The organism is Oceanithermus desulfurans (assembly GCF_014201675.1).
Classification (GTDB): Bacteria; Deinococcota; Deinococci; order Deinococcales; family Marinithermaceae; genus Oceanithermus; species Oceanithermus desulfurans.
This window is the reverse complement of the sequence record NZ_JACHEZ010000003.1, coordinates 204964-228094: the sequence shown is the minus strand read 5'-3', so window position 1 is coordinate 228094 and position 23131 is coordinate 204964. Positions and strand designations below refer to the sequence as shown.

General features: G+C 72.0%; 18 protein-coding genes and 1 riboswitch. Of the genes, 9 read left to right on the top strand and 9 right to left on the bottom strand.

Features of this window, described 5'->3' with window-relative positions; genetic code table 11:
- Positions 1 to 30: 30 nt before the first annotated feature.
- From csaB to udk, 3 genes are read right to left on the bottom strand one after another with little or no spacing between them, the layout of a single operon-like run.
- Positions 31 to 1029, bottom strand: a complete 999-nt coding sequence (gene csaB / locus HNQ05_RS05235) for a polysaccharide pyruvyl transferase CsaB (protein ID WP_147146611.1) — start codon at positions 1027 to 1029, stop codon at positions 31 to 33.
- On the bottom strand, positions 1014 to 2735 hold the full coding sequence (locus tag HNQ05_RS05230) for a DUF5693 family protein (protein WP_147146613.1): 1722 nt from the start codon (positions 2733 to 2735) through the stop codon (positions 1014 to 1016). The genes csaB and HNQ05_RS05230 overlap by 16 nt, the downstream gene beginning before the upstream one ends.
- Positions 2732 to 3352 (bottom strand): uridine kinase, encoded by a 621-nt coding sequence (gene udk, locus HNQ05_RS05225; protein WP_147146616.1) that lies wholly within the window; start codon positions 3350 to 3352, stop codon positions 2732 to 2734. Before udk ends, HNQ05_RS05230 begins: the two co-directional genes overlap by 4 nt.
- A gap of 128 nt (positions 3353 to 3480) precedes the next feature.
- Positions 3481 to 3588, top strand: a riboswitch (SAM riboswitch).
- Between the two features lie 77 nt (positions 3589 to 3665).
- Between udk and HNQ05_RS05220 the strand changes: the two genes are divergently transcribed.
- Complete coding sequence (locus HNQ05_RS05220) at positions 3666 to 4940, top strand: O-acetylhomoserine aminocarboxypropyltransferase/cysteine synthase family protein (protein ID WP_147146618.1); 1275 nt, start codon at positions 3666 to 3668, stop codon at positions 4938 to 4940.
- A 1-nt stretch (position 4941) separates the two neighbouring features.
- On the top strand, positions 4942 to 6006 hold the full coding sequence (locus HNQ05_RS05215) for a homoserine O-acetyltransferase family protein (protein WP_147146620.1): 1065 nt from the start codon (positions 4942 to 4944) through the stop codon (positions 6004 to 6006).
- Here the strand turns inward: HNQ05_RS05215 and HNQ05_RS05210 are convergent.
- From HNQ05_RS05210 to ligA, 3 genes are read right to left on the bottom strand one after another with little or no spacing between them, the layout of a single operon-like run.
- Complete coding sequence (locus HNQ05_RS05210) at positions 5975 to 6463, bottom strand: hypothetical protein (protein ID WP_147146622.1); 489 nt, start codon at positions 6461 to 6463, stop codon at positions 5975 to 5977. The genes HNQ05_RS05215 and HNQ05_RS05210 overlap by 32 nt on opposite strands.
- Complete coding sequence (locus HNQ05_RS05205) at positions 6463 to 7056, bottom strand: SCO family protein (RefSeq protein ID WP_147146624.1); 594 nt, start codon at positions 7054 to 7056, stop codon at positions 6463 to 6465. Before HNQ05_RS05205 ends, HNQ05_RS05210 begins: the two co-directional genes overlap by 1 nt.
- Before the next feature lie 11 nt (positions 7057 to 7067).
- The gene (ligA, locus tag HNQ05_RS05200; protein ID WP_147146626.1) at positions 7068 to 9080 is read right to left on the bottom strand and encodes an NAD-dependent DNA ligase LigA; all 2013 of its coding nucleotides are present in this window, start codon (positions 9078 to 9080) and stop codon (positions 7068 to 7070) included.
- Between the two features lie 136 nt (positions 9081 to 9216).
- Here ligA and HNQ05_RS05195 point away from each other — a divergent pair, with 136 nt between their 5' ends.
- From HNQ05_RS05195 to queA, 7 genes are all read left to right on the top strand, one after another.
- Complete coding sequence (locus tag HNQ05_RS05195; protein ID WP_147146628.1) at positions 9217 to 10299, top strand: BMP family lipoprotein; 1083 nt, start codon at positions 9217 to 9219, stop codon at positions 10297 to 10299.
- Between the two features lie 65 nt (positions 10300 to 10364).
- Positions 10365 to 11879 (top strand): ABC transporter ATP-binding protein, encoded by a 1515-nt coding sequence (locus tag HNQ05_RS05190; protein WP_147146630.1) that lies wholly within the window; start codon positions 10365 to 10367, stop codon positions 11877 to 11879.
- A gap of 7 nt (positions 11880 to 11886) precedes the next feature.
- A complete protein-coding gene (locus tag HNQ05_RS05185) occupies positions 11887 to 12645 on the top strand; it encodes a TIGR00282 family metallophosphoesterase (protein WP_147146633.1) in 759 nt (252 codons plus the stop codon).
- The gene (locus HNQ05_RS05180) at positions 12642 to 15260 is read left to right on the top strand and encodes a phosphoenolpyruvate carboxylase (protein ID WP_147146635.1); all 2619 of its coding nucleotides are present in this window, start codon (positions 12642 to 12644) and stop codon (positions 15258 to 15260) included. Before HNQ05_RS05185 ends, HNQ05_RS05180 begins: the two co-directional genes overlap by 4 nt.
- 28 nt (positions 15261 to 15288) lie before the next feature.
- On the top strand, positions 15289 to 16032 hold the full coding sequence (locus HNQ05_RS05175) for a metallophosphoesterase family protein (protein WP_147146637.1): 744 nt from the start codon (positions 15289 to 15291) through the stop codon (positions 16030 to 16032).
- 8 nt (positions 16033 to 16040) lie between these two features.
- Positions 16041 to 16583 (top strand): LabA-like NYN domain-containing protein, encoded by a 543-nt coding sequence (locus HNQ05_RS05170; RefSeq protein WP_147146792.1) that lies wholly within the window; start codon positions 16041 to 16043, stop codon positions 16581 to 16583.
- Entirely contained in the window at positions 16580 to 17599 is a 1020-nt protein-coding gene (queA, locus tag HNQ05_RS05165; RefSeq protein ID WP_147146639.1) for a tRNA preQ1(34) S-adenosylmethionine ribosyltransferase-isomerase QueA, read from the top strand. The genes HNQ05_RS05170 and queA overlap by 4 nt, the downstream gene beginning before the upstream one ends.
- Before the next feature lie 215 nt (positions 17600 to 17814).
- Here queA and dnaG read toward each other — a convergent pair whose 3' ends face one another.
- Genes dnaG through HNQ05_RS05150 form a run of 3 tightly spaced genes read right to left on the bottom strand, consistent with a single transcriptional unit; the run spans position 17815 to position 23128 of the window.
- Positions 17815 to 19578 (bottom strand): DNA primase, encoded by a 1764-nt coding sequence (gene dnaG, locus HNQ05_RS05160; RefSeq protein ID WP_147146641.1) that lies wholly within the window; start codon positions 19576 to 19578, stop codon positions 17815 to 17817.
- Positions 19553 to 22705 carry an adenylate/guanylate cyclase domain-containing protein gene (locus HNQ05_RS05155; RefSeq protein ID WP_147146643.1) on the bottom strand — a complete coding sequence of 1051 codons (3153 nt, stop codon included), beginning with the start codon at positions 22703 to 22705 and terminating at the stop codon, positions 19553 to 19555. The genes dnaG and HNQ05_RS05155 overlap by 26 nt, the downstream gene beginning before the upstream one ends.
- Positions 22706 to 23128, bottom strand: a complete 423-nt coding sequence (locus tag HNQ05_RS05150; RefSeq protein WP_147146645.1) for a hypothetical protein — start codon at positions 23126 to 23128, stop codon at positions 22706 to 22708.
- Positions 23129 to 23131 lie beyond the last annotated feature (3 nt).

Genomic DNA, 23131 nt, shown 5'->3' with positions numbered 1-23131 from the left:
CGATCCGTAAAGGAGGGCGCGCGCCCTCCTTTACGCCGTTCCCGGTTCCGGCCGGCCCCAGACGTGGTTGAACCCTTCGGCGGCGCGCACCCGCAGGTCGCGCAGGGCGCTCTTGTCGGGGCCGCTGCGGTGCAGCGCCACCCGCACCATCGCCTCCGGGTCGCCGGGCAGCTCCCAGTAGGGGGCGCCGCTTTCCTCGCAGAAGGCCCTGACCTTGGGGTCGTAGCTGCCGCCGGCGTAGGGGGTGCCGGCGGCCGCGGCGAGGATGAGGCCGTGGAGCCTGAGCGAGAGGACGTAGCCCGCCTGGGCGATCCAGTAGAGCACCCGCCGCGGGTCGCCGCTGAGCTCGCGGGTAAAGCCGTCGAAGAGCTCGAGCGCCGGCTCGTCGAAGCCCGGCTGGAAGCCCAGCACCAGCACCTCGAAGCCGTGCGCCCGCAGCCGCTCGGCCACCTCGCGCAGGCGCAGGTTGGCCTGCTGCGGCACCCGGGCGCGGGGGACGACGACGACCAGCCCCTCCTCGCGGTTCACCCGTGGTGGCTCGAGCAGCAGCGCCGCGTCGGCGCCCAGGCGCAGCCGCCCGGCGGCGACGCCCAGGCCGCGGGCCAGCTCCAGCGAGGCGCGGTCGCGCACCACGACCGCTCGGCTCCTGCGCAGCGCCGGCGCCGTGAAGCGCCGCCCCGCGGGGCTTAGCGGCCCCAGCGACTGCCCGAAGATCCAGGTGGGCTTGCCCAGGGTCTGGGCCAGGTAGACGAGGCCCAGGTAGTAGGCGAGGCTGCGGTTCGAAGTCGTGTTCTGCAGCAGCCCGCCCCCGCCCGAGAGCAGACCCTCGGCGCGGGCCAGCGCCGCCAGCGCCGCGGGCTTCGACCGCGGCACCGCCTCCACCCCGTGCAGGGCTTCGGTGCCCTTCGGGTCAGCCGAGAGCACCACGGGCTCCACCCCCCGGCGGCGCGCCTCGCGCACCAGCGCCAGCAGGATCGCCTCGTCGCCGGCGTTGGCGAAGCCGTAGTAGCCGCTTAGCGCGACCACCATCGGCGCACCGCCCAGACGCCCGCGGCCAGCGCGAGCCCGAGGACCAGCCCCACCACCGCGCCGTTCAGCGTCCGCGCCAGCGAGACGAAGAGCGGCGAGTGGTAGTGGCTGAAGGTGTTGAGGATCGAGGCCTCGGCCAGCGCCGCGAAGGCGAGCAGGCCCGCGTGCACCCAGCGGGGCCAGGGCTGGGTCAGCGCCAGCACCGCGACGGCGTGGCCGAAGATTTCCTTGAACCGGGGGCGCACCATCCAGTCCTGCAGCAGCGCCCGCAGCTGCAGTTCGAGCCCCGGCACCCACTCGGTGTTGCCGCGGCGGAGCAGCACCACGGCGAGGGCCACGACCGCCGCCAGCGCCAGCGCCACCTCGCCGAGCCGCACCCGGTGCTCCCAGGCCTCGGCGATCAGCCGGCGCAGGTCGCGGTCTTTGGGCCAACCCGCCAGGGCCACCAGCAGCGGCGGCACCGCCAGCGTGAGCAGCACCCCCTTGAAGGGCACCAGGCCGGTAATCGTCTGGGTGTTCGAGCCCAGCGCCGCCAGATAGACCGCCCCGACGAGGGCGTAGCCCAGCGCCGCCAGCCAGGCCGTCAGGCCCCGGCGGTAGCGTACGAAGCCCAGCGAGGCGAAGACGAGCGCCGCGAGCAGCGGTCCCGCCGCCGCCCCGGCGTAGACGAAGCCGCCCAGCAGCAGGCCCAGCGCCAGCAGCACCCCGAGCGGCTGGGGGAAGGCGAGGGCCAGCAGCCCCAGCCCCGCCAACACGCCCACCCAGGCGAGCCGGGCGTAGGCCGGGGGTTCCAGGGTGCGCGGCAGCGGCTCGCCCAGCGCGATTCCGCTCGCCGCCAGCCCTTGCTCGACGCGCTCGATGAAGCGCTCGGTCTTTTCGGGGTCGGGCCAGGGGCGGAAGTAGAGGATCTGGTGCCCGCGTTCGCGCGCCGCCAGCAGGTACTTTTCGGCGGCGGCCTCGGGGCTGAGCTTGAGCTGCCAGTCGGCGGGCAGGCTGAAGACGCGCAGCGTCGGATGGTCGCGCGCGATCTGCAGCAGCCCTTTCTGCTGCGCGCCTTCGACGAAGCCCACCGGGGCGGTGACCAGCTCCGCCGTCTGGCTCAGGCGGTCGGGGTAGCCGAGCACCTCCTCGCCGGCGAAGACGACGGCCTGCACCGGTTCGGGCAGCGGCGGCGGCCAGCTGCGCAGGCGGTCGTTGTAGGGGCGGTAGACGATGTAGTTGCCCTTGCGGTAGCGCTCGAGGATGAAGCCGCGGTCCGGCCCCAGGGGCATCGTGAGCACGTCCTTGGGGAAACCGATCCAGACCCGGTCGAGCCAGGCGACGCGGTGCTGCGGCAGCGTCCAGGCCTTCGCGATGCGCTCGAGCTCCTCCGGGTCCCGCGGCGAGAGGTAGAACCACCCGGGCTCGAAGCCGCCGCCCGGGTGGATGAGCCTGAGCAGGTTGCCGTCGGCGTAGAGCGCCTTGCCGCGCTCGACCCAGTCCTGGGTGCGCAGCTCATAGACGCCCAGGCCGCGTACCCCCAGGTCGCGGTAGCGGTCGAGCAGGGCGTCCAGGTCGAGGCCGCGCAGCCGTGCCTCCTCGCGCACCGCCTGGCCGTCGAGGGTGAGCACCACCGGCCCCGGCCGCTCCACCTGCCAGCGGGCGTAAAGCGCCGCCAGCGAGGGCAGCAGGGCGAGCAGCAACAGCAGGTGCAGGAGCTTCTTCACGCGGCCCCCAGGATGCGATGGATCCGGCTCGTCAGCATCTCGAGCGCCGGCTCGTTGTGCCCGCCGTGGGGGATGATCACGTCCGCAAAGCGCTTGCTGGGTTCCACGAAGGCGATGTGCATGGGGCGGACGAAGTTGAGGTACTGCTCGATCACCGATTCGGGGCTGCGCCCGCGCTCGTCCACGTCGCGGCGCAGACGGCGGATGAAGCGCACGTCGGGGTCGGCGTCGACGAAGACCTTGAGGTGCATGCGGCGGCGCAGCTCGGCGTCGTAGAGGGCGAGGATGCCCTCGAGCACCACGACGGGCGCCGGGCCCACGGGCCGGGTCTCGCGGGCGCGGGTGTGCTCGACGAACGAGTAGAGCGGGCTCTCGACGGGCTCGCCGCGCACCAGCCGGCTCAGGTGGTCGATCAGCAGGGGCATGTCGAAGGCGTCGGGGTGGTCGTAGTTGATCCGGGTGCGTTCCTCGAAGGTCAGGTGGTCCTGGTTCTTGTAGTAGTTGTCCATTTGCAGCAGGGCCACCCGGTCCTTGCCCACCACCTCGATCACCCGGCGGGTGACCGTCGTCTTGCCGCTGCCGGTGCCGCCCGCGATGCCGATGACGAATCGTTCCATGCCGTCCCCCTTTATACCAGCCGTTCCCGTGAGCCGGATGGGGCCGCGACGGGCGTGCTTGACAGCGGCGGCCGCAGCCGCTAAACTTCGCCCTAACCGCGCCGAGCGCGGCCAAAATCCGGTGCGTTCTCTTATCCAGAGCGGTGGAGGGACCGGCCCTGTGAAACCGCGGCAACCGGTGGGGAAACCCACGCCTTGGTGCCAATTCCGGCCCGCGCGAGCGGGAAAGATAAGGGAAAGGGCAACCCCTTTCCTGAAGTCTTCAAGAGAGCGAACGGAAAGGGGAGTTTTCTTTCCCCGGAAAGGAGCAGGTATGCCCGAGTACCGGTACGCAACCCTAGCGCTGCACGCAGGCTACACCCCCGAGCCCGGAGGCCCCCGGCAGGTTCCGGTGGCCCAGTCCACCAGCTTCGTCTTCGAAAGCGCCGAACACGCCGCCCGGCTGTTCGCGCTCGAGGAGGCGGGACCCATCTACACCCGCATCGGCAACCCCACGGTGGCCGTACTGGAGGACCGGCTTGCCGCCCTCGAGGGAGGCGCGGCGGGGCTGGCCGTGGCCTCGGGGCACGCCGCGCAGTTCCTGGCGCTCACCGCCGTGCTGCAGGCGGGCGACAACCTGGTGAGCCTGCCCGGCCTCTACGGGGGCACGGTCAACCAGTTCAAGGTCACCCTCGCCCGCCTGGGCATCGAGACCCGCTTCACCAGCCCCGAGGCGCGGCCCGAGGAGTTCCTGGCGCTGACCGACGACAAGACGCGGGTCTGGTACCTGGAAAGCCTTTCCAACCCCGCGCTTTCCATCCCCGACTTCGACGCCGTCGCCGAGGCCGCCGCGGAGGCGGGGGTGGCCGTCTTCGTGGACAACACCTTCGGGATGGGCGGCTACCTCTTCCGGCCGCTGGAGCACGGCGCGGCGGCGGTGCTGCACTCGGTCACCAAGTGGATCGGCGGGCACGGGGCGGCGATCGCCGGGGCGCTCGTCGACGGCGGCCGCTTCGACTGGGCGAACGGGCGCTACCCGCTCCTATCCAGCCCCCAGTCCAGCTACCACGGCTTGGTGCCCACCGAGGCCTTCGCGCCGGCGGTGCTGGCCACCGCGGCGCGGGTGGGGGGGTTGCGCGACGTGGGCCCGGCGCTCAGCCCCCACGACGCCTACCTGCTCCTGCTGGGGGTGGAGACCCTGGCGCTGCGCGCCGAGCGGCACGTGCAGAACACCCTCGAGCTGGCGCACTGGCTGCGGGCGCGGCCCGAGGTGGCCTGGGTCAACTACCCGGGCCTCGAGGACCACCCCAGCCACGCGCGCGCCCAGCGCTACTTCGGCGGCCGCCCGGGGGCGGTGCTCACCTTCGGCCTCCGCGGCGGTTACGACGCGGCGGTGCGCCTGCTGGGCCGGCTCGAGCTCGTCAGCCACCTGGCCAACGTGGGGGACACCCGCACCCTGATCATCCACCCCGCCTCCACCACCCACGCCCAGCTCGCGCCCGAGGCGCTGGAGGCCGCCGGGGTGGCGCCGGAGATGCTGCGCCTCAGCGTCGGCCTCGAAGACCCGGACGACCTCAAGGCCGACCTGGCGGCGGCGCTGGAGGGGTAGGGTGGCCACGCTCGTCTACGAGGAGATCGGGGAGCACGAGGCGCTGGCGCTGCTGCCAGAGCCGGCCGCGGGCGAGCTCCGCCCGCGGCCCAGGCGCGCGCGCCTGGGCCGGTTCGCTCTCGAAGGCGGCGGGTCGCTGCCCGCGCTGGAGCTGCGCTACGAGACCTACGGCACCCTCAGCCCCGCCCGCGACAACGCGGTGGTGGTCTTCCACGCGCTCACCGGTTCGGCCCACGCCGCCGGCGTCTACGAAGCCGAGACCCTGGCCTCCCTCTCGCCCTACGAACGGGCGTTCGGGGCGCGGGGCTGGTGGAACGAGGTGGTGGGGCCGGGGCGGGCGCTCGACACCGGCCGCTACTTCGTGATCAGCGCCAACGTCCCGGGGAGCTGCTACGGCTCGAGCGGACCCCACCAGGACCCCGGCTTTCCCCAGCTCTCACTGCGCGACATGGTGCGCGCCCAGGCGCGGCTGCTCGACCACCTGGGCGTGCCCACGGCGCGCGTGGTCGGCGGCAGCATGGGCGGCATGCTGGCGCTCGAGTTCGCGCTCGAGTTTCCAAAGCGCACCCAGGCGCTGGCCGTCTTCGCCGCCCCCGCGCGGCAGGGGCCCTGGGCGCGCGCCTGGCAGCACCTGCAACGCGAGGCGGCGCGCCGCGGCGACCTGGCGCTGGGCCGGGCGCTCTCGATGCTCAGCTACCGCCACCCCGCCGGTTTCGACCAGCGCTGGGCGGACGACCCCGTGCAGGCCGAACGCTACCTCGACCACCAGGGGGCCAAGTTCACCCGCAGGTTCTCGGCCGCCAGCTACGCGCTGCTCACCCGGGCGATGGACGCCCACGACGTAGGGCGGGGGCGAGGCGGGCTGGGGGCGGCCCTCGCCCGCCTGAGCGCTCCGGCGGTCTTCGTGGGCATCGACAGCGACCTGCTCTACCCCGCCGCCGAGGTGCGGCGCACCGCCGCCGCGGCGCGTTCCGAGTACGCCGAGATCACCAGCGCCCACGGGCACGACGGCTTCCTGATCGAAAGCGACCAGGTCAGCCGGATCTTGCGCGCCTTCGGGTTTTGACGCGCAGGTAGGCGAGGAGCGCCAGCCCCAGCGCCAGGGCCGAGATCCAGGGGGCGCGGCTGGGCGACCCCTCGACGACCGCGCGCGCGGTCATCAGCGCCCCGGCGGGGAAGAGGAAGGTGACGGGCACCACCTCCCCGGGGCGGTAGGGGCCGCCGGTCAGGCGGATGCGCATCGGGGTGGCGGCGCCGAAGTTGGTGACCCCGTAGGGGATGGGCACGGTGCGGACCACCTGCCAGGCGTCGCCCCGGCGCAGCTCGAGCACCCCCTCGCCGCGGTCGGTCGCCACCACCTCGAGCTCGAGCGGGTCGTCTCCGGCCGGGTAGACGATCCGGCCCTCCAGGAAGACGCCCTCCGGCGTCCGCACGATCCGCAGCTTCTCCACCGAGAAGTCGCCGGCGTGGGCCGCGGCCAGGGCGGCCAGCAGCACCAGCAGCAGCCCCCCCGCCCGGCGCACTAGAACCGGCCCTTCCGCTCCAGGATGGCGCGCAGGTCGCGCAGCATCGCGGTCTCGTCCTCGACGAGCTGCTGACCGTAGAGGACGCGGATGCGCCCCTCGGGGTCGATCAGCGTCACCGTCGAGGTGTGGTCGATGTACCCGGAGGCGTCGCTGCGGACGTAGATGAAGAACCCCGCGGCGACCTTGGCGATGACCTTGGGCGGCCCCGAAAGGCCGACGAAGCTGGGGTGGAACATCTTGGCGTAACGGTCCATCGCCACGGGGGTGTCGCGCGCCGGGTCGATGCTGATGGCCAGCACCTGCAGCTGCTCGGGTTCCCCCAGCTTGCGGTAGATGTGGGCCAGGTGGTTGAGCGTCAGGGGGCAGACGTCGGGGCAGTTGGCGTAGCCGAAGAAGACGAGCACCACCTTGCCGCGGTAGTCGGCGAGGCTCACGGGCCCCGAGGCGCTCTCGAGGCGGAACTCGGGGGCGGGTCTGGGGTTCTTGAGGACGGTACCCGAGAGCTGGAGCGGCGCCGTGCGCGGCCAGAGCGCCCAGGCGGTGCCCAGGGCGGCGAGGAGCAGAAGGACGAGAATCAGGTTCCGCTGCATCGCGCCCCAGTCTACCCGTCCGCGCCCCGTTCGGCGAGCAGGGCGGCCAGGCCCGCTTCGTCGAGCACCGGCACGCCCAGCTGCCGGGCCTTCGCGAGCTTGCTGCCGGCGCCGTGGCCGGCGACGACGTAGCTGGTCTTGCGGCTCACCGAGCCGGCCACCTTGGCCCCGAGCGCCTCGAGCTCCTCCTTCACCTCGGCCCGCGGGCGGCTCAGCTCGCCGGTGAGGACGAAGGTCAGCCCCACAAGCGGCTGCTCGGCCGCCTGGGCCTGCCTGGCTTCGAAGCTGACCCCGGCCGCCTGCAGCCGCCGGATCAGGTCGCGCATCCGCTCGTCCGCGAGCGCCCGGCGGATCTCGGCCGCGGTGATCGGGCCCACGTCGGGCACCGCCTCCAGCTCTTCCTCGCCGGCTTCCATCAGCTTCTCGATCGTTCCGAAGCGGCGGGCCAGGGTGCGCGCCAGCGCCTCGCCCACCTGGGGGATGCCGAGGCCGTAGAGGGCGCGTTCCAGCCCCCGGCCCTTGCTCGCCTCGAGCTGGGCCAGCAGGTTCTCGGCGCTCTTCTCGCCCATCCGCTCCAGCCCGGCCAGGTCCTCCTTGCCCAGCCGGTAGAGGTCGGCGGCGTCCTGCACCAGGCCCTTCTCCAGCAGCTGCTCGATCAGCTTGTCGCCCAGGCCTTGAACGTCCATGGCGCGGCGGCTTGCCCAGTGGCGCAGTTGCTGGAAGGCCTTGGCGGGGCAGAGGGGGTTGGGGCAGCGGTGGATCTTGCCGTCCTCCACCAGCTCGGCCTTGCACTCGGGACAACGGTCGGGAAAGACGATCGGCGCTTCCTCGCCGGTCCGCTTTTCCTTCACGACCCTCAGGATTTCCGGGATGATGCCGCCCGACTTGTGCAACCGCACCACGTCGCCCACGCGGGCGTCCAGCTCTTCGATGAAGGCCTTGTTGTGCAGGGTGACGCGACTGACGGTGGTGCCGTCGAGCTGGACCGGCGTCAGGTTGGCCACCGGGGTGATGCGGCCGGTGCGCCCCACCTGGAAGTCCACGCTCTCGATGCGGGTTTCCTTCTCCTCGGCGGGGAACTTGTAGGCGATCGCCCAGCGCGGCGACTTGGCCGTGTGGCCCAGGCGGCGCTGTCCCTCCAGGTCGTTCAGCTTGACCGTGACCCCGTCGGCTTCGAAGGGCAGCTCGGCCCGGCGGGCGAGCATCTCGTGGTAGCGCTCCTCGACCCCGGCGGCGCCCAGCGCGCGGCCGCGGTGGGGCTCCACCGGCAGGCCCAGCGCCTCCAGGCGGTCCAGCAGCTCGAGCTGGGTGCGCGCGCCCAGCTCGGCGGCCCCCTCGCCCACGCCGTAGAAGTAGGCTGCGAGCCGCCGCTCCGCGGCGATGCGGGGGTCCTTCTGCCGCACCGCGCCGGCGGCGGCGTTGCGGGGGTTCTTGAAGGGCAGTTCCCCGGCCTCCTCGCGCGCGCGGTTGAGCTCCAGGAAGACCTCCCGGGGCATGTAAACCTCGCCGCGCACCTCCAGCCGCGGCGGCGCGCCTGCGAGCCGCGAGGGGATGCTCTGGACGGTGAGCAGGTTCTGGGTCACCTCCTCGCCCACCCGGCCGTTGCCGCGGGTGGCGCCCCAGACGAGGCGGCCGTCCTCGTAGAGGAGGTTGATTGAAAGCCCGTCGATCTTGTACTCGAGCGCGTACTCCAGCGGCGGCTCGCTGCCCAGCGCCCGGGCGGCGCGCTCCTCGAAGGCGGCGATCTCCTCGGGGCCGAAGGCGTTGTCCAGCGAGTAGAGCGGGGTCGGGTGGGTGACCGGCTCGAAGCTGGCGCCCAGCACCCCCGCCCCCACCTGGTTCGTGGGGGAGGCGGGCGAGCGCAGCTCCGGAAAGGCGGCCTCCAGCTGGGCCAGCTCGCGCACCAGCGCGTCGTACTCGGCGTCGGAGATCTCCGGCCGGTCGAGGACGTAGTAGAGGTGGTTGTGGCGCCGGATGGCCCAGGTCAGCTCGGCCACGCGCCGTGCGGCTTCTTCCCTCGTCACGGTTTCCAGTATAGGAAGCCGCTTGGGACCCGGATGAGGCCGCCGCGCCGTCCGCCTACATGACCTTCACGCCTGCCTGGCATATAATGGCGCTGGCGATGAGCCATAGGAACGCAAACCTTGAAGGAGGTCGAGTATGAAACGATGGGCAGTGTTGGGCATGGTATTGGCGGCCTTCATGGGCCTGGCGATGGCGCAGGTTCGTGTGGGTATCGCGTTCGACGCGGGCGGTAAGAACGACCGCAGCTTCAACCAGTCGGCCTGGGAAGGCGCGCAGAAGGCCGCCAAGGACCTGGGCATCGAGCTGTTCGACTTCGAGCCCTCCGATCCCAGCCAGGTGATCCAGGGCATCCGCAACTTCGCGGAGGAGGACTTCGACCTGATCATCGCCGTCGGTTTCGCCAACCAGGGCGCGATCGAGGCGGTGGCCAAGGAGTTCCCCGACATCAACTTCGCGATCATCGACTCGGTGGTCGACCTTCCCAACGTGGCCAGCCTGGTCTTCCGTGAGCACGAGGGTTCGTTCCTGGTCGGCTACATCGCCGGTAAGCTCACCCAGACCGGCACCGTCGGTTTCGTGGGCGGCATGGACATCCCGCTGATCCACAAGTTCGAGCAGGGCTACAAGGCCGGCGTGGAGTACGCCTGCGCCGAGGACGGCGTCGACTGCAACGTCATCATCAACTACGTGGGCAACACCCCCACCGCCTGGAACGACCCGGCCAAGGCCAAGGAGATCGCGCAGGCGCAGGTCTCGCAGGGCGCCGACATCATCTACGCGGCGGCCGGCGGCTCGGGCCTGGGCGTGCTCGACTACATCAAGCAGACCCAGTGCATCAGCGGCAAGAAGTTCATCCGTGACCCCTTCCGCAACGTGCCCGGCAATCCCTGCGGTGCGGACCAGCGCCCGATCTTCCTCATCGGCGTCGACGCCAACCAGAACTACCTGGGCGACACCGACAACAACCCCGCCACCCTCAACTTCGTCCTCACCTCGATGATGAAGCGCGTGGACGTGGCCACCTACGACACCATCAAGAGCGTCGTGGACGGCACCTTCAGCGGCGGCATCCACGAGTTCGGGCTCGAGAACAACGGCGTGGGCTACGCCCTCGACGAGTACAACAAGGCCCTGATCCCGCAGGCGGTGGTGACCCGTCTCGAGATCATCAAGCGCAAGATCCTCAGCGGCGAGATCAAGGTTCCTTCCTCGCGCTAAAGTCTTAGCGAAGCCACGCGGGCCGCTCCCTCGGGGGCGGCCCCTTCGGTTGGTATACTGCGTGCGTGAGCGAATTCGCGTTGGAGCTGAACCACATCACCAAGCGCTACCCGCTGGTGCTGGCCAACGACCACATCAGCCTCGGGGTCAAGTGGGGCGAGGTGCTGGCGCTCGTGGGCGAGAACGGCGCGGGCAAGTCCACGCTGATGAAGATCGTCTACGGGCTGGTCCGCCCCGACGAGGGCGAGATCTTCGTCGACGGGAAGCGCGTCGAGATCCACGACCCTTCGGACGCCATCGCCCTGGGGATCGGCATGGTGCACCAGCACTTCATGCTCGTGGACACCCTCTCCGTGCTCGACAACGTCATCCTGGGCATGGAGCCCAAGTCCGGCCCCGCCATCGACTACACCGCCGCCCGCAAGCGCGTGGTGGAGCTGATCGAGGAGCTCGGCTTCGACCTCGACCCCGACGCGATCATCGAAGACCTGCCGGTGGGCGCGCAGCAGCGCGTCGAGATCCTCAAGACCCTCTACCGCGACGCCAAGATCCTCATCCTCGACGAGCCCACCGCGGTGCTGACCCCGCAGGAGGTGGAGGAGCTGTTCAAGTTCCTGCGCGAGTTCGCCGAGAAGGGCCATGCGATCATCCTCATCACCCACAAGCTCGACGAGGTGATGCAGGTCTCCGACCGGGTGACCGTGATCCGCGACGGCAAGGTGGTGGGTACGGTGAACACCCCCGAGACCAGCGTGGCCGAGCTGGCGCGCATGATGGTGGGTCGCGAGGTCATCCTCACCGTGCAGAAGAAACCCGCCGAGCCCGGGGAGGTGGTGCTCGAGGCCGAAGACCTGCGGGTCGAGGGGGCGGGCCACCGCCCGCGCCTGGACGGGGTCTCCTTCCAGGTGCACGCTGGCGAGGTGGTAGGGATCGCCGGCGTGGAGGGCAACGGCCAGACCGAGCTGGTCGAGGTGATCACCGGCCTGCGCCCCTTCAAGGGCACGCTACGCTACAACGGCGAGGCCGTGCACCCCAGCGCCCGCAAGGTGCGCGAGTGGGGCGTGAGCCACATCCCCGAGGAGCGCAACGACCGCGGCCTGATCCTCGAGTTCCCCACCCGCTACAACATCATCCTCGGCGACCACTACCGCGAGCCCTACGCCGGCTTCCTGGGCTTCTTCAACGACGGGGTGATCAACGCCTACGCCGAGCAGGTCGTCGAGCGCTTCGACGTGCGGCCGCGCAGCATCCACCTGATCGGCCGCCGCTACTCGGGCGGCAACGCCCAGAAGATCATCGTGGGGCGCGAGCTGGCGCGCAACCCCAAGCTGCTGGTGGCGGCGCAGCCGACGCGCGGCGTCGACATCGGCGCCATCGAGTTCATCCACCAGAACATCATCGAGGCCCGCGACCAGGGCATGGCGGTCCTCCTCGTCTCGGCCGACCTCAACGAGGTGATGAGCCTCTCCGACCGCATCCTGGTGATGTACGAGGGCCGGATCGTCGGCGAGGTGCGTCCGGACGAGGTCACCGAAGAACAGATCGGTCTGCTGATGGCCGGTCTGGAAGCGGCGGTTTGAGCGTTAGATGCGCGTGCTCTTCGTCGGTGACGTGGTGGCGCGGCCCGGGCTGCGGGCCGTGGCCATGCACCTGCCCGACGTGCGCGACCGCTACGACTGGGTCATCGTCAACGGCGAGAACGCCGCCGGCGGCAAGGGGCTGGACAAGAAGAGCTACCGCATCCTGCGCGAGGCCGGGGCCGACCTGATCACCCTGGGCAACCACGCCTGGGACAAGAAGGACGTCTACGACCTGATCGAGCGCGAGCCGATCGTGCGCGCGGCCAACTACCCCCCGGGGACGCCCGGGCGGGGGTGGTGGGTGCTCGAGCGCGGCGGTTTCCGGCTGCTGGTGGTCCAGGTGATGGGCCGCGTCTTCATGGACGCCCTCGACGACCCTTTTCGCACCGTCGACCGCGTCCTCGAAGAGGTGCCGCACGACGCCGCAATCGTGGAGATCCACGCCGAGGCGACGAGTGAGAAGTACGCGCTGGGGTTCTACCTCGACGGCCGGGTGGCCGCGGTGCTGGGCACCCACACCCACGTGCCCACCCTCGACGCCGGCTTCCTGCCCGGGGGCACCGCCTTTCAGGCCGACGTGGGCATGACCGGAACCTACCGCTCGATCATCGGCGGCGAGGTGAAGACCTTCCTCGACCGCTTCCTCACCGCCCGGCCGCAGCCCTTCCGCAGCGCCGAGGGTCCGGCGCTCTTCGTGGCCACCGAGCTCGTCTTCGACGGTCCCCGGGTGCAGGCGATCAGCCCCTACCGCTGGGAGGAGCCGTGACGCTGCCGGAGGCGCTCCGGCGCGACGTGGACCGTTTGGGCCGGGCGCTCGGCGAAGCGATCCGCGAGGTCAGCGGTGAGCGCCTCTACCGGCTGGTCGAGGAGGTGCGCGCGCGCACCAAGCGGCTGCGGCAGCAGCCCGACGACGCCGAACGCGAAGCGCTGGTCGCCCTGGTCGGTGGTCTCGACCTGCACCGCGCCGAGGGGTTGACGCGGGCGTTCACCAGCTTCTTCTACCTGGCCAACCTGGCCGAGTCCTACCACCGGGTGCACGCGGCCGCCGACGCGGGCGGCGAGTTCGCCCGCGCGGCCGGCACCCTGGCGTCCTGGGGGGTGCCGCCCGAGGAGGCCGCGCGCCTGGCGCGCTCGATGCGGCTGTGGCTGACCTTCACCGCCCACCCCACCGAGGCGCGGCGGCGCACGGTGCGCCACCATCTCGAGCGCCTGCGCGACGCGCTCGCGCGCGGCGACGGGGAGGCGGTGCGCGAGCGGGTCAAGCTGCTTTGGGCCACCGAGGAGCTGCGCCGCACCCAGCCCACCGTGGAGGACGAGGTCAAGGGCGCGCTCTACTACCTTCCCCAAAGCCTCTGGTCGGCGCAGGCGCGCCTGGTGGAACGGATCGAGGACGCGCTCGAGCGGGCCTTCGGCCGCCGCTTCCAGGCGGCGAGCCCGGTGCGCACCCGCAGCTGGATTGGCGGCGACCGGGACGGCAACCCGGCCGTCACCCCCGAGGTCACCGCCTGGGCGCAGGATCACGCCCGCCGCCTCTACGTGGAGCACTTCTGCCGCGAGCTCGACGAGCTGGTCCGCGACCTCTCGGTCTCCGAGCGCCGGTTGCCGGTGCCGCGCGAGCTGCGCGAGGCGGCCGAGCGGGCGCTGGCGCTGATCGAGCGCGCGCCCCGCTTCGAGGGCGAGCCGCTGCGGCGCTACCTGATGGGCGTCTACTACCGGCTCGAGCACACCCTGGGCTCGGGGCCCGGGGCCTACGGCGACGCCGGCGAGCTCGCCGGCGACCTCGAGCGGCTGCGGCGGACGCTCGAGGCGATGGGGTTCACCGCCTTCGCCGCGCGCGGCGTGCGGCCGCTCGAGGAGGCGGCGCGCACCTTCGGACTCAGCTTCGCGGACCTGGACCTGCGCGAGGAGTCGGGCGAGCACCGCCAGGCGGTGGCCGAGCTCGTCGCCGCGGCCGGCCTGGGGAACGACTACGGCGACTGGGACGCAGGCCGCCGCGAGGCCTGGCTCACCGGGGAGCTCGCTTCGGCGCGCCCCCTCGCCCCCGTGGGGTACCGCCCCCGAGGCCGGGCGCTGCAGCGGGCGCTGGGGACGCTCGCGGTCTGGGACGGTCGCGGCGCCTACGTGGTGAGCATGACCAAGAGCCCCGCCGACCTGCTCGAGGTGCTGCTGCTGGCGCGGGAGGCCGGCCGCTACCATCCCGACCGCGGCGCACCCTTCGACGTGGTGCCCCTCTTCGAGACCCTGGCCGACCTCGACGCCGCGGGCCGCACCGTCGAGCGGCTGCTGGCCAACCCGGTCTTCCGCCGCCAGGTCGAGGCCCGGGGGGCGCTGGAGGTCATGATCGGCTACTCCGACTCCAACAAGGACGCTGGTTACCTGGCGGCCAACTGGGCGCTCTACACCGCCCAGGAGCGCATCGCCGCGGCCGCGCGCGCCGCCGGCGTCGGCGTCCGCTTCTTCCACGGCCGCGGCACCTCGACCGCGCGCGGCGGCGGCCCGGCGGGGCGTGCCATCGCGGCGCTGCCGGTGGGCACGGTGGGTCGCGAGATCCGCATCACCGAGCAGGGGGAGGCGCTGGCCGACAAGTACGCCCACCCCGACCTGGCCCTGCGCAGCCTGGAGGAGACGATCGCGCACCTCTGGCTTGCCGCGGCCCGCGACGCCGGCTACGGCCCCGAGGCCGCCTTCGCGCCCGAGCCGGCCTGGGTCGCGGCCATCGAGGCCGCCGCCGCCCGCTCGGCGCAGGTCTACCGCGAGTTGCTGGCCGCGGACGGCTTCCTCGCCTTCTTCGAGCAGCTCACCCCCATCCGCGAGATCGCCGCGCTCAAGATCGCCTCGCGCCCGGTCTACCGCCACGGCCGCATCCAGGAAATCCGCGACCTGCGGGCGATCCCCTGGGTCATGGCCTGGACCCAGGTGCGCGCCAACCTTCCCGGGTGGTACGGCCTGGGCGAGGGGCTCGCGGCCATTGACCCGGCGCTCCTCGGCGAGATGCACGACGGCTGGCCCTTCTTCTGCAGCGTCCTCGAGGGCGCCGAGCTCTCGCTGGCTAAGACCGACCTGGAGGTGACCCGCGGCTACCTCCGCCTCGTCGAGCCGCCGCTGGCCGGACGCTTCTTCCCGGCGATCGAACGGGCCCACGACGCCGCCCTTGCCATGCTCGAGAAGGCGCGCGGCCGCCCCCTGCTCGCCGGCGCTCCGGCGCTCGCCCGCAGCCTGGAGCTGCGCAACCCCTACCTCGATCCGATCAACCATCTGCAGATCGAGCTGCTCTACCGCTACCGCCGCCTCCCGCCCGAGAGCCCCGACCGCGAATCGACGACGCGGGCGCTGCTCTCGACCATCCTGGGCATCGCCGCGGGGATGCGCAATACCGGTTAGGGCGGCCGGGTAGAATGGTCCCGTAGCCATGACGCGCCTTTACCACATCTCCGACATCCACGTGGCCTCCAAGTACTTCCAGCCGCAGCTGATGGAGCAGCTCGTGGACGAGGTCAACCGCGAGCGCCCCGACCTGCTGGTGATCTCGGGAGACCTCACGGATCGCGGGCTGGCGTACGAGTACGAGGAAGCCGCGCGCTGGACCGCACGCTTCGAGGTCCCCATGCTGGTCACACCGGGGAACCACGATTCGCGCAACGTCGGCTACGTGCACTTCGAGGAGCTCTACGGCTCGCGCTACCGCGTCGTGCGCCTGCCGGGCGTGCACATCGTGGCCGCCGACTCCAGCGAGCCCGACCTCGACGAAGGGCGGATCGGTCGCAGCCTCTACCCCTGGTTGCACGAAGCCCTGAGCTCGGCCGCACCGGGGGACCTCAAGGTCTTCGTCACCCACCACCACCTGCTTCCGGTGCCCGGCGCCGGCCGCGAGCGCAACATCCTGCAGGACGCCGGCGACCTGCTGAAGGTCCTCGTCGACCACGGGGTGGAGCTCGTGCTCAACGGCCACAAGCACGTGCCCTGGGTCTGGCGCTTCGAGGAGATGCTGATCGTCAACGCCGGCACGGCCACCACCAACCGTCTGCGCGGCAAGGGCCGGCCCAGCTACGCCGTCATCGACCTGACGGACGAGGCCATCACGGTGCGCCACAAGTACTACGACGGCAGCGAGGACACCCTGCACCATCCCCTGAAACGGAGGACGCTAACGTGAAGCACCCGATGGGCTGGAACGCCATGCAGCGCGTGGGCCTGTTCGTGGACACGCAGAACCTCTACCACTCCGCGCGCGACTACTACGAACGCACCGTCAACTTCGAAAGCCTGCTGAAGCGTGCGGTGCAGGGGCGGCAGCTGGTCCGCGCCACCGCCTACGTGGTCGAGCGCGAGAACGACACCTCCGCCTGGCCCTTCATCTACAAGCTCTCCACCATGGGCTACCGGGTGCGGCGCATGAACCTGAGCGTGCACCACACCACCGACGAGGGCAAGCCCATCTACGAGGGCAACTGGGACATGGGCATCGCCGCGGACATGGTGCGGCTCATGGATTCGCTCGACGTGGTGGTGCTGGGTTCCGGCGACGGCGACTTCGTGGACATCCTCGAGGTGCTCATGGAAAAGGGCATCCGCGTCGAGGTGATCGCCTTCAAGGAGACCACGGCGCAGAAGCTCATCGACGCGGTGGACCAGTTCACCCATCTGCCCGAGATCGACGAGCCCTTCATGCCCCAGCGCGAGAAGAACTACCCCGGCACCAAGTGAACGAGCCCGGACGGCGCGTCGAAGACTACGACTACCCCCTGCCCCAGGAGCGCATCGCCCAGGAAGGAGTCGAGCCGCGCGACCGCAGCCGCCTGATGGTGGTCGAGCGGGGCCGCGGCGTGCGGGCGCACGCCCGCTTCTTCGAGCTGCCGCGCTTCTTGCGCGCCGGGGACCTGCTCGTCTTCAACGAGACGAAGGTCATTCCCGCCCGGCTCGCGGGCGTGAAGGAGGGGGGCGCGCGCGTCGAGGCGCTGCTGGTGCGGGAGGAGGCCCCCGATCGCTGGTGGGCGATGGTTCGCCCCGGGCGCCGGCTGCGCCCCGGGGCGCGGGTGCGTTTCGGGGAGCTCGCCGCCGAGGTGGCGGCGGTGGACGACGAAGGGCTGCGGCTGCTGGTCTTTTCGGGGGCGGTGCGGCCGCGCCTGGAGCGCCTGGGCGCGACGCCCCTGCCGCCCTACCTGCACCGCCCGGTGGACCCGGCGCGCTACCAGACCGTCTACGCCCGGCGGGAGGGTTCGGTGGCCGCGCCCACCGCAGGCCTCCACTTCACCCCGCGGCTGCTGGAGGATCTCGCGGCCATGGGCGTCGAGCAGGCGCGGGTGGTGCTGCACGTGGGGCCGGGCACCTTTCAGCCGGTGAAGGGGTCGATCGAGGAACACCGGATGCACGCGGAGCGCTACGAGGTGCCCCCAGAGGCGGCGGCGCAGGTGAACCGCGCGCTGGCTGAGGGGCGGCGGGTCGTCGCCGTGGGGACCACGGTGGTGCGCACGCTCGAGTCGGCCTTCGCGCCCGGCGAGGGGGTGCGCGCGGGGGCGGGGGAGACGCGGCTCTTCATCAGGCCGCCCTACCGCTTCCGGGTCGTCGGCGGGCTGGTGACCAACTTTCACCTGCCGCGCAGCACCCTGCTGATGCTGGTGGCCGCCTTCGCGGGCTACGAGCTCACGATGGCCGCCTACCGCGAGGCGTTGACCCGCGAATACCGCTTCTTCAGCCTGGGCGACGCGATGCTGATCGTGTGAGGCTGGTTCGTGGTTCATAGTACGTGGTACGTAGTACGTAGTGCGTGGTGTGTGGTAAGCGGTACGGCGTGCGCGGTGCGGGATCAGGCAGGACGGCCGGCGGCCCACAGAACCCCGGCTGGCTGCGCGGCCCGGATCGCGGCCGGATACGGCGACCCCGTTCGGGTGGACGGAAAAGCAGGGGTCGGGGTCGTCGAAAAGGGGTGATCCCGGGTTCAGCCGCCGCCGTTGTTCGCCCGGTAGAGGCGGCGCTCGGCCTCGATGGCGTGGTCGAGTTCCTGGATCTCCTTGAGGATCTCGAGCGCGTGCTCGGGGTCTTCCTTCAAGGCCGCGGTGAGCCGCGCGCGCTTGCGTCGCAGGTAACCCTCGCGCAGCCGCGCGAGGCTCTTGTCGAGGTGTTCCTTGTGCTCGGCGGGGTGTTCGCTGCCCGAGAGCATCAGCCGTTCGAAGAGCCGACCCCCCTCTCCACGGCCGGCGAAGCGGTCGAGGATGCGCCGGGGCTTGTACCCCTCTTCTTCGGCCACGCGGATGAACTCGGCCAGAAAGGCGTCGTCCGACGGCCAGGTGTGGTCTTCCACGTAGCGCACCCAGTCCGCCAACTGGTCCGGATCGACCGCGAGCAGCTGGGCGATCACGTCCAGCTCGAGGAGGAGCAGGCGGTCGCCCGGGTCCTGCGTCGCCGCCTCCACCTGGGCCCGCTCCACGACCGGGCGCCGGCGCCGCCGCTGGCTTTGGACCAGGTCTTCGAGCGCGCGTGGGTCGAGCCCCAGGCGGTCCACGATCACCGCCTTGAGGGCCTCGGCCACCGGGTCGAAGGGCTCGGCGTCGGTCAGGCGCGGCAGCAGCTGCTCGAGCACCCGCCGCTTGCCTTCGGCGGTGTTCAGGTCGACGCCCTCGGCGGCCGCGGCGAAGCGGAACTCCACCTCCGGCAGGGCGTCGTCGAGCGCCCGGGCGAAGGCCGCCTTCCCCCCCGCCTCGGTGAGCAGATCGCCTGGGTCGCGGCCTTCGGGCAGCAGCACCGCGAAGGTGAGGAAGCGCCGGGCCACCCCGACGTCGAGCCCCGCGAGGGTCGCCCGCCGCCCGGCCTCGTCGGCGTCGAAGGCCAGGTAGAGGCGCTCGGCCTCCGCGCGTTCCAGGAGCTGGGCCTGCTCGGGCGAGAGCGCGGAACCGAGCACGGCCACCGTCTCGGTCCAGCCCATCTGGGCCAGCGCGAGGACATCGAACAACCCCTCGACCACGATGGCGCGCTTGCGCTCGCGGATGCTCTTGCGCGCTTCCGGGTAGCCGTAGAGCAGGCGGTTCTTCTTGAAAACGTCGCTCTCGGGGGTGTTCAGGTACTTGGGGGTGTCCTCGTCCGCGAGCGCCCGCCCGGTGAAGGCGACGACGCGGCCCATGGGGTCGCGGATGGGAAAGACCACCCGCGCGCGCAGGCGGTCGTAGACGCGCCCGTCCTTTTCGGCGAGCACGCCCGCCTCCAGGCCGAGTTTGAGGGGAACGTCGTGCCGCTTCAGGAAGTTCACCAGGCCGTCCCAGCGCTTCGGCGCGAAGCCCAGCGCGTAGCGCTCGATCGTCGCGTCGTCGAGGCCGCGCCGCTTCAGGTACGCCAGGGGCGGACCCTCGAGGTGGTTGCGGAAGTAGCTGAGCGCCAGCCGGTTGACCTCGATCAGGTCCTTGCTGGCCCGGTGCGCCGGCCCGCGCTCGGGCAGCTCCACCCCCGTCTCCTGCGCCAGCTTCTCCAGGGCTTCGCGGAAGCCCACGCCCTCGATCATCTGCACGAACTTGAAGGCGTCGCCGCCGGCCTTGCAGCCGAAGCAGTAGAACATCCCCTTCTGCTCGTCGACGTAAAAGGAGGGGGTCTTTTCGTTGTGGAACGGGCAGAGCCCCTTCCAGCGGCCCTTGCCCGCCGGCTTCAAGGGCACGTAGCGCTCGACGACGGCCTTGAAGTCGAGGCGGCTACGGATTTCTTCGCGAGGATCCATGGGTTCCGCGGGTTCGGGCCTCGCGCCAGCGCAGGCGGGCCCACGCCCCCAGGATACCGTAGCCGCCCAGTCCGCGGGCGGGTCCGGGGGCGGGCGATTCCAGCTGCAGCAGGAGGGAGCGCCGCCAGGTCTCCTGCGCCGCCAGCGAGGCTTCGAAGCGCAGCAGGTGCTCGATGGGCTCGCCGCGGGCCAGCGCCACCTCCGCGCGCAGCAACCGCGCGGTCTCGCCGACGACGACGAAGCCTCCGGCGCTGGCGCGCCGTTGCAGGTGGCGGGCGAGGGCCAGCGCCCTTTGGGGGTGGTGCTGCATCAGGTAGAGGCCCCAGAGGATCAGGGTCAGGTAGTGCAGGTAGGGCCCGCTGGCGCGGGCTTCCTTGCGCGCGGCCTTGAGGATCGGCACCGGGTCGCCGCCGTTGCGCCAGGTGCGCAGCGCCTCGGAGAGCGCGAAGAGGAGCCGGCCCGGGGGCGTGGCCTCGGCGGCGTGGCGGCGCTGCAGCTCGCGGAAACGCCGCTCGCCGCGCCGTCCTCCGCGCAGGGCGTAGGCCAGGGCCAGGTTGGCGGCCAGCCAGGGGTGGGGTTCGGCGCGGTAGACTTCCTCGCCCAGGGCGACGGCCTCGGCCAGCCGGCCGGTCTCGATGAGGAAGCGCATGCGGATGGCGTGGATGCGGGCGCGCTCGTCGGGGGTGCGGGCGTGGTCCAGGTGCTGCTCCGCCTGGTCCAGCGCCGCCCGCGCGGCCCCGGCGCGGCCCTGGTCGAGCCACAGGCCCGCGCGCACGCTCCAGGCGGTGGTGGCCAGCCCCGGGTGCGCCTTGCGCGCGTGTTCGACCGCGCGGTCGGCCCACTCGGCGGCGACGCCGAGCCGTTCCGCCATCCACTCAAAGCCGCTGATCGCGAGCGCGGCCTCGGCCGCACGGCTTTCGTTGTGGCTTTGCAGGTAGAGACGGTAGGCCGTGCGCATCGCCGCGGCGGCCTCTTCCAGTCGGCCCAGCTGCGCCAGCGTCTCGGCGAGCAGCCGCTCGTAGGCGGCCTGCTGCCCGGAGGGGCCGTCGGCGGTCATGGCGCGCAGCCGCGGCAGCCGCTTTGCGGGCGGCTCCAGCGCCAGCAGCGCCAGCGTAACCTCCGGGTCGCCGCGGCGCAGCTTGAGGTAGCGGCTCAGGTTGACGCGGGCCTCCTGCACCCTTCCCAGGCGCGCCTGGGCCAGGCCCGTCAGGCGCACGGCCTCCGCCGAGGTTTCCTGCTCGAGCCACCGCAGGGCGGTCTCGGGCGAGCCGCCTTCAAGGTGCAGCGCCGCCAGCCGCAGCCGCGCCTCGGACCGCTCGGCCTCGGGCAGGAGCGGCAGCGCCGTCAGGTAGTGCTGCTCGGCCCCGCGGAAGATGCCCTCGCGCTTCTGCGCGTCGCCGGCCCGCAGGTAGGCGCGGGCGGCTTCGCGCTCCCGACCCGCGAGCAGGGCGTGCTCGGCCGCCAGGGCGGCCAGCCGGCCTTCGGACCGCTGCTCGAGCCAGCGCCAGTACGCCTCGTGCAGGCGCTGGCGCTCCTCGCGCGAGAGGAAGAGGCGGGCCGCGCGTTGCAGCAGCGGGTCGGCCACCCGCAGGATCGTCTCGTCCTCGCGCGCGGCCGTCTCCGCGAGCAGGTAGCCGTCGGCGACCAGGTCGGCCACGGCGTCGCGCGCGCCCTCCCCGAGGAGTTCCTGGATCAGGCCGGTCCAGCTTCCGGGCTGGCCCAGCGCGGCGTAGAGCAGGACCTTGCGGTGGAGCGGCTGCAGCGTGTCCAGGCGCGACTGGTAGGCCGCCATCACCGAGGTGCCGGGGTCGCCCGAAAGCGCCAGGAAGCGCAGCGCCAGCGGCAGGCCGCCGCTTTCGCGGTAGATCGCCGCGCGCTCTTCGGGCGAGAGCTCGGGGTTGAGGTGGCGCAGGTAGGCGTCGGCGTCCTTGGGCTTGAGGGGGCCGAGCACCAGGTCCGCGCCGGCGGCCGGCGAGCGCCGCAGCACCAGCACGGTCAGGCCGCGCAGCGGCTCCCGCCGCAGCCCTGCGAGCATGCGCTCGAGCAGCGCGTGGTCGCGCGGCCCGCTGCGCACCACCACGACCGTCGGCCGTTCGTCGGCGAGGTGCTGCAGGATGCGGCGGAAGCTGCGGACCAGGGTGTTTTCGAGGTCTTCCGGCGGCGCGGGCCGTTCCGGCTCCAGGCCCAGTGCGTAGGCGAGCACCCTGCGGTCGAGGTCCGCGAGGGGGAGGCGGTCCAGGATCGCCTCGGGTGGCAGCCCCAGCCCGCGCGTGAGCACCTGCTGGAGGGTGTCGCGCAGGGGGACCCCCAGCTCGAGGTCGGGGACGTGGAGGGTGCGCAGCCGTCCCGAGCGGCGCCGCAGGGCCTCATCGACGAGAAAGGTCTTCCCGGCGCCGATCGGTCCCGAGATGACGGCGACCCGGCCGCCGCCCCGCTCGGCTTCCAGCAGCCAGGCCGTCACCTGCGCGAGCTCGCGCTCGCGGCCGAAGAGGGGGTGGTTGCGCGCGCCCCAGCCGTGGAAGACCCAGACCGGTTGCGGCTCGCGGAACCCCTTGAAGAGGCGCGGCTTGAGGCGCTCGAGGTTGGCCTCGGGAACCAGCTGCGCGGTGACCTGGTCGAGCCAGACGACGCCGCCGGGCGCCGACGCCGCCAGGCGCTGGGCGAGGTTGACGGGGTTGCCGATCACGGTCTGGTGCTGCCCCTGCTCGCTACCCAGAGGGCCGAGGAGCACCAGCCCGGTGGCCAGCCCCACGCGGCCGCGCAGCTCCGGCGCGTCCTCCTGGGTGGCCTCCACCATGCAGGCGGCGGCCTGCAGCGCCCGCATGGGTTCGTTCTCCCGGCTCTTCTGCAGCCCGAAGACCGCGAGCATGCCGTCGCCGAAGAACTTGTCGACGTACCCCCCCTGCGCGGTCACGCAGTCGCGGGCGCGCTCGAGCAGGCGGTGGACGGTGCGGTGGGTTTCCTCGAGGTCGTGGGCGCTGGTGTAGCGGCTGAAGTTGGTGAGGTCGAAGAAGAGCGCCGTCGCCCAGCGGCGCTGGGGCAGCGGGGCGGGGCTGAGCGGATGGCCGCAGTGCCCGCAGAAACGGAAGCCCTCGGGGTTGCGCGCGCCGCAGCGGGAACAGCGCACCTAGACGCGCCCCCCCTCGCTGCGGAACGCCATCAGCGGCGGCTCGGCGGTCACCTCGATCGCCATCCCCGCCTCCAGCGGCTCGTCCGAGGCCAGCACCAGCGGCAGGCCGCAGTCGAGCAGGTAGAAGCCCGGCGCGATCTCGCGCTGGACGCGTCCGCAAAGGCGGTGGCGGCCGCCCGCGAGGGCCTGGACGCCCGGGGGCTGCTTGCGGTAGCGGAACGAGGCGACCACGGCGTGGAGCACGAGCTCCACCGGGCCGCTGGGCGACGGCGGCGCCCCGCGGTCGAAGGGGTAGAGCACGCCCACCGGGGTCACCGCCTCCAGCAGCGGGTAGCCGAAAGGCTGGGGCAAGAGCTCCACCGCCACCGCGTACTCCGCAAACCGTTCCGCGAAGGCCTCGGGCCCTTCTTCGTAGGCCATGAG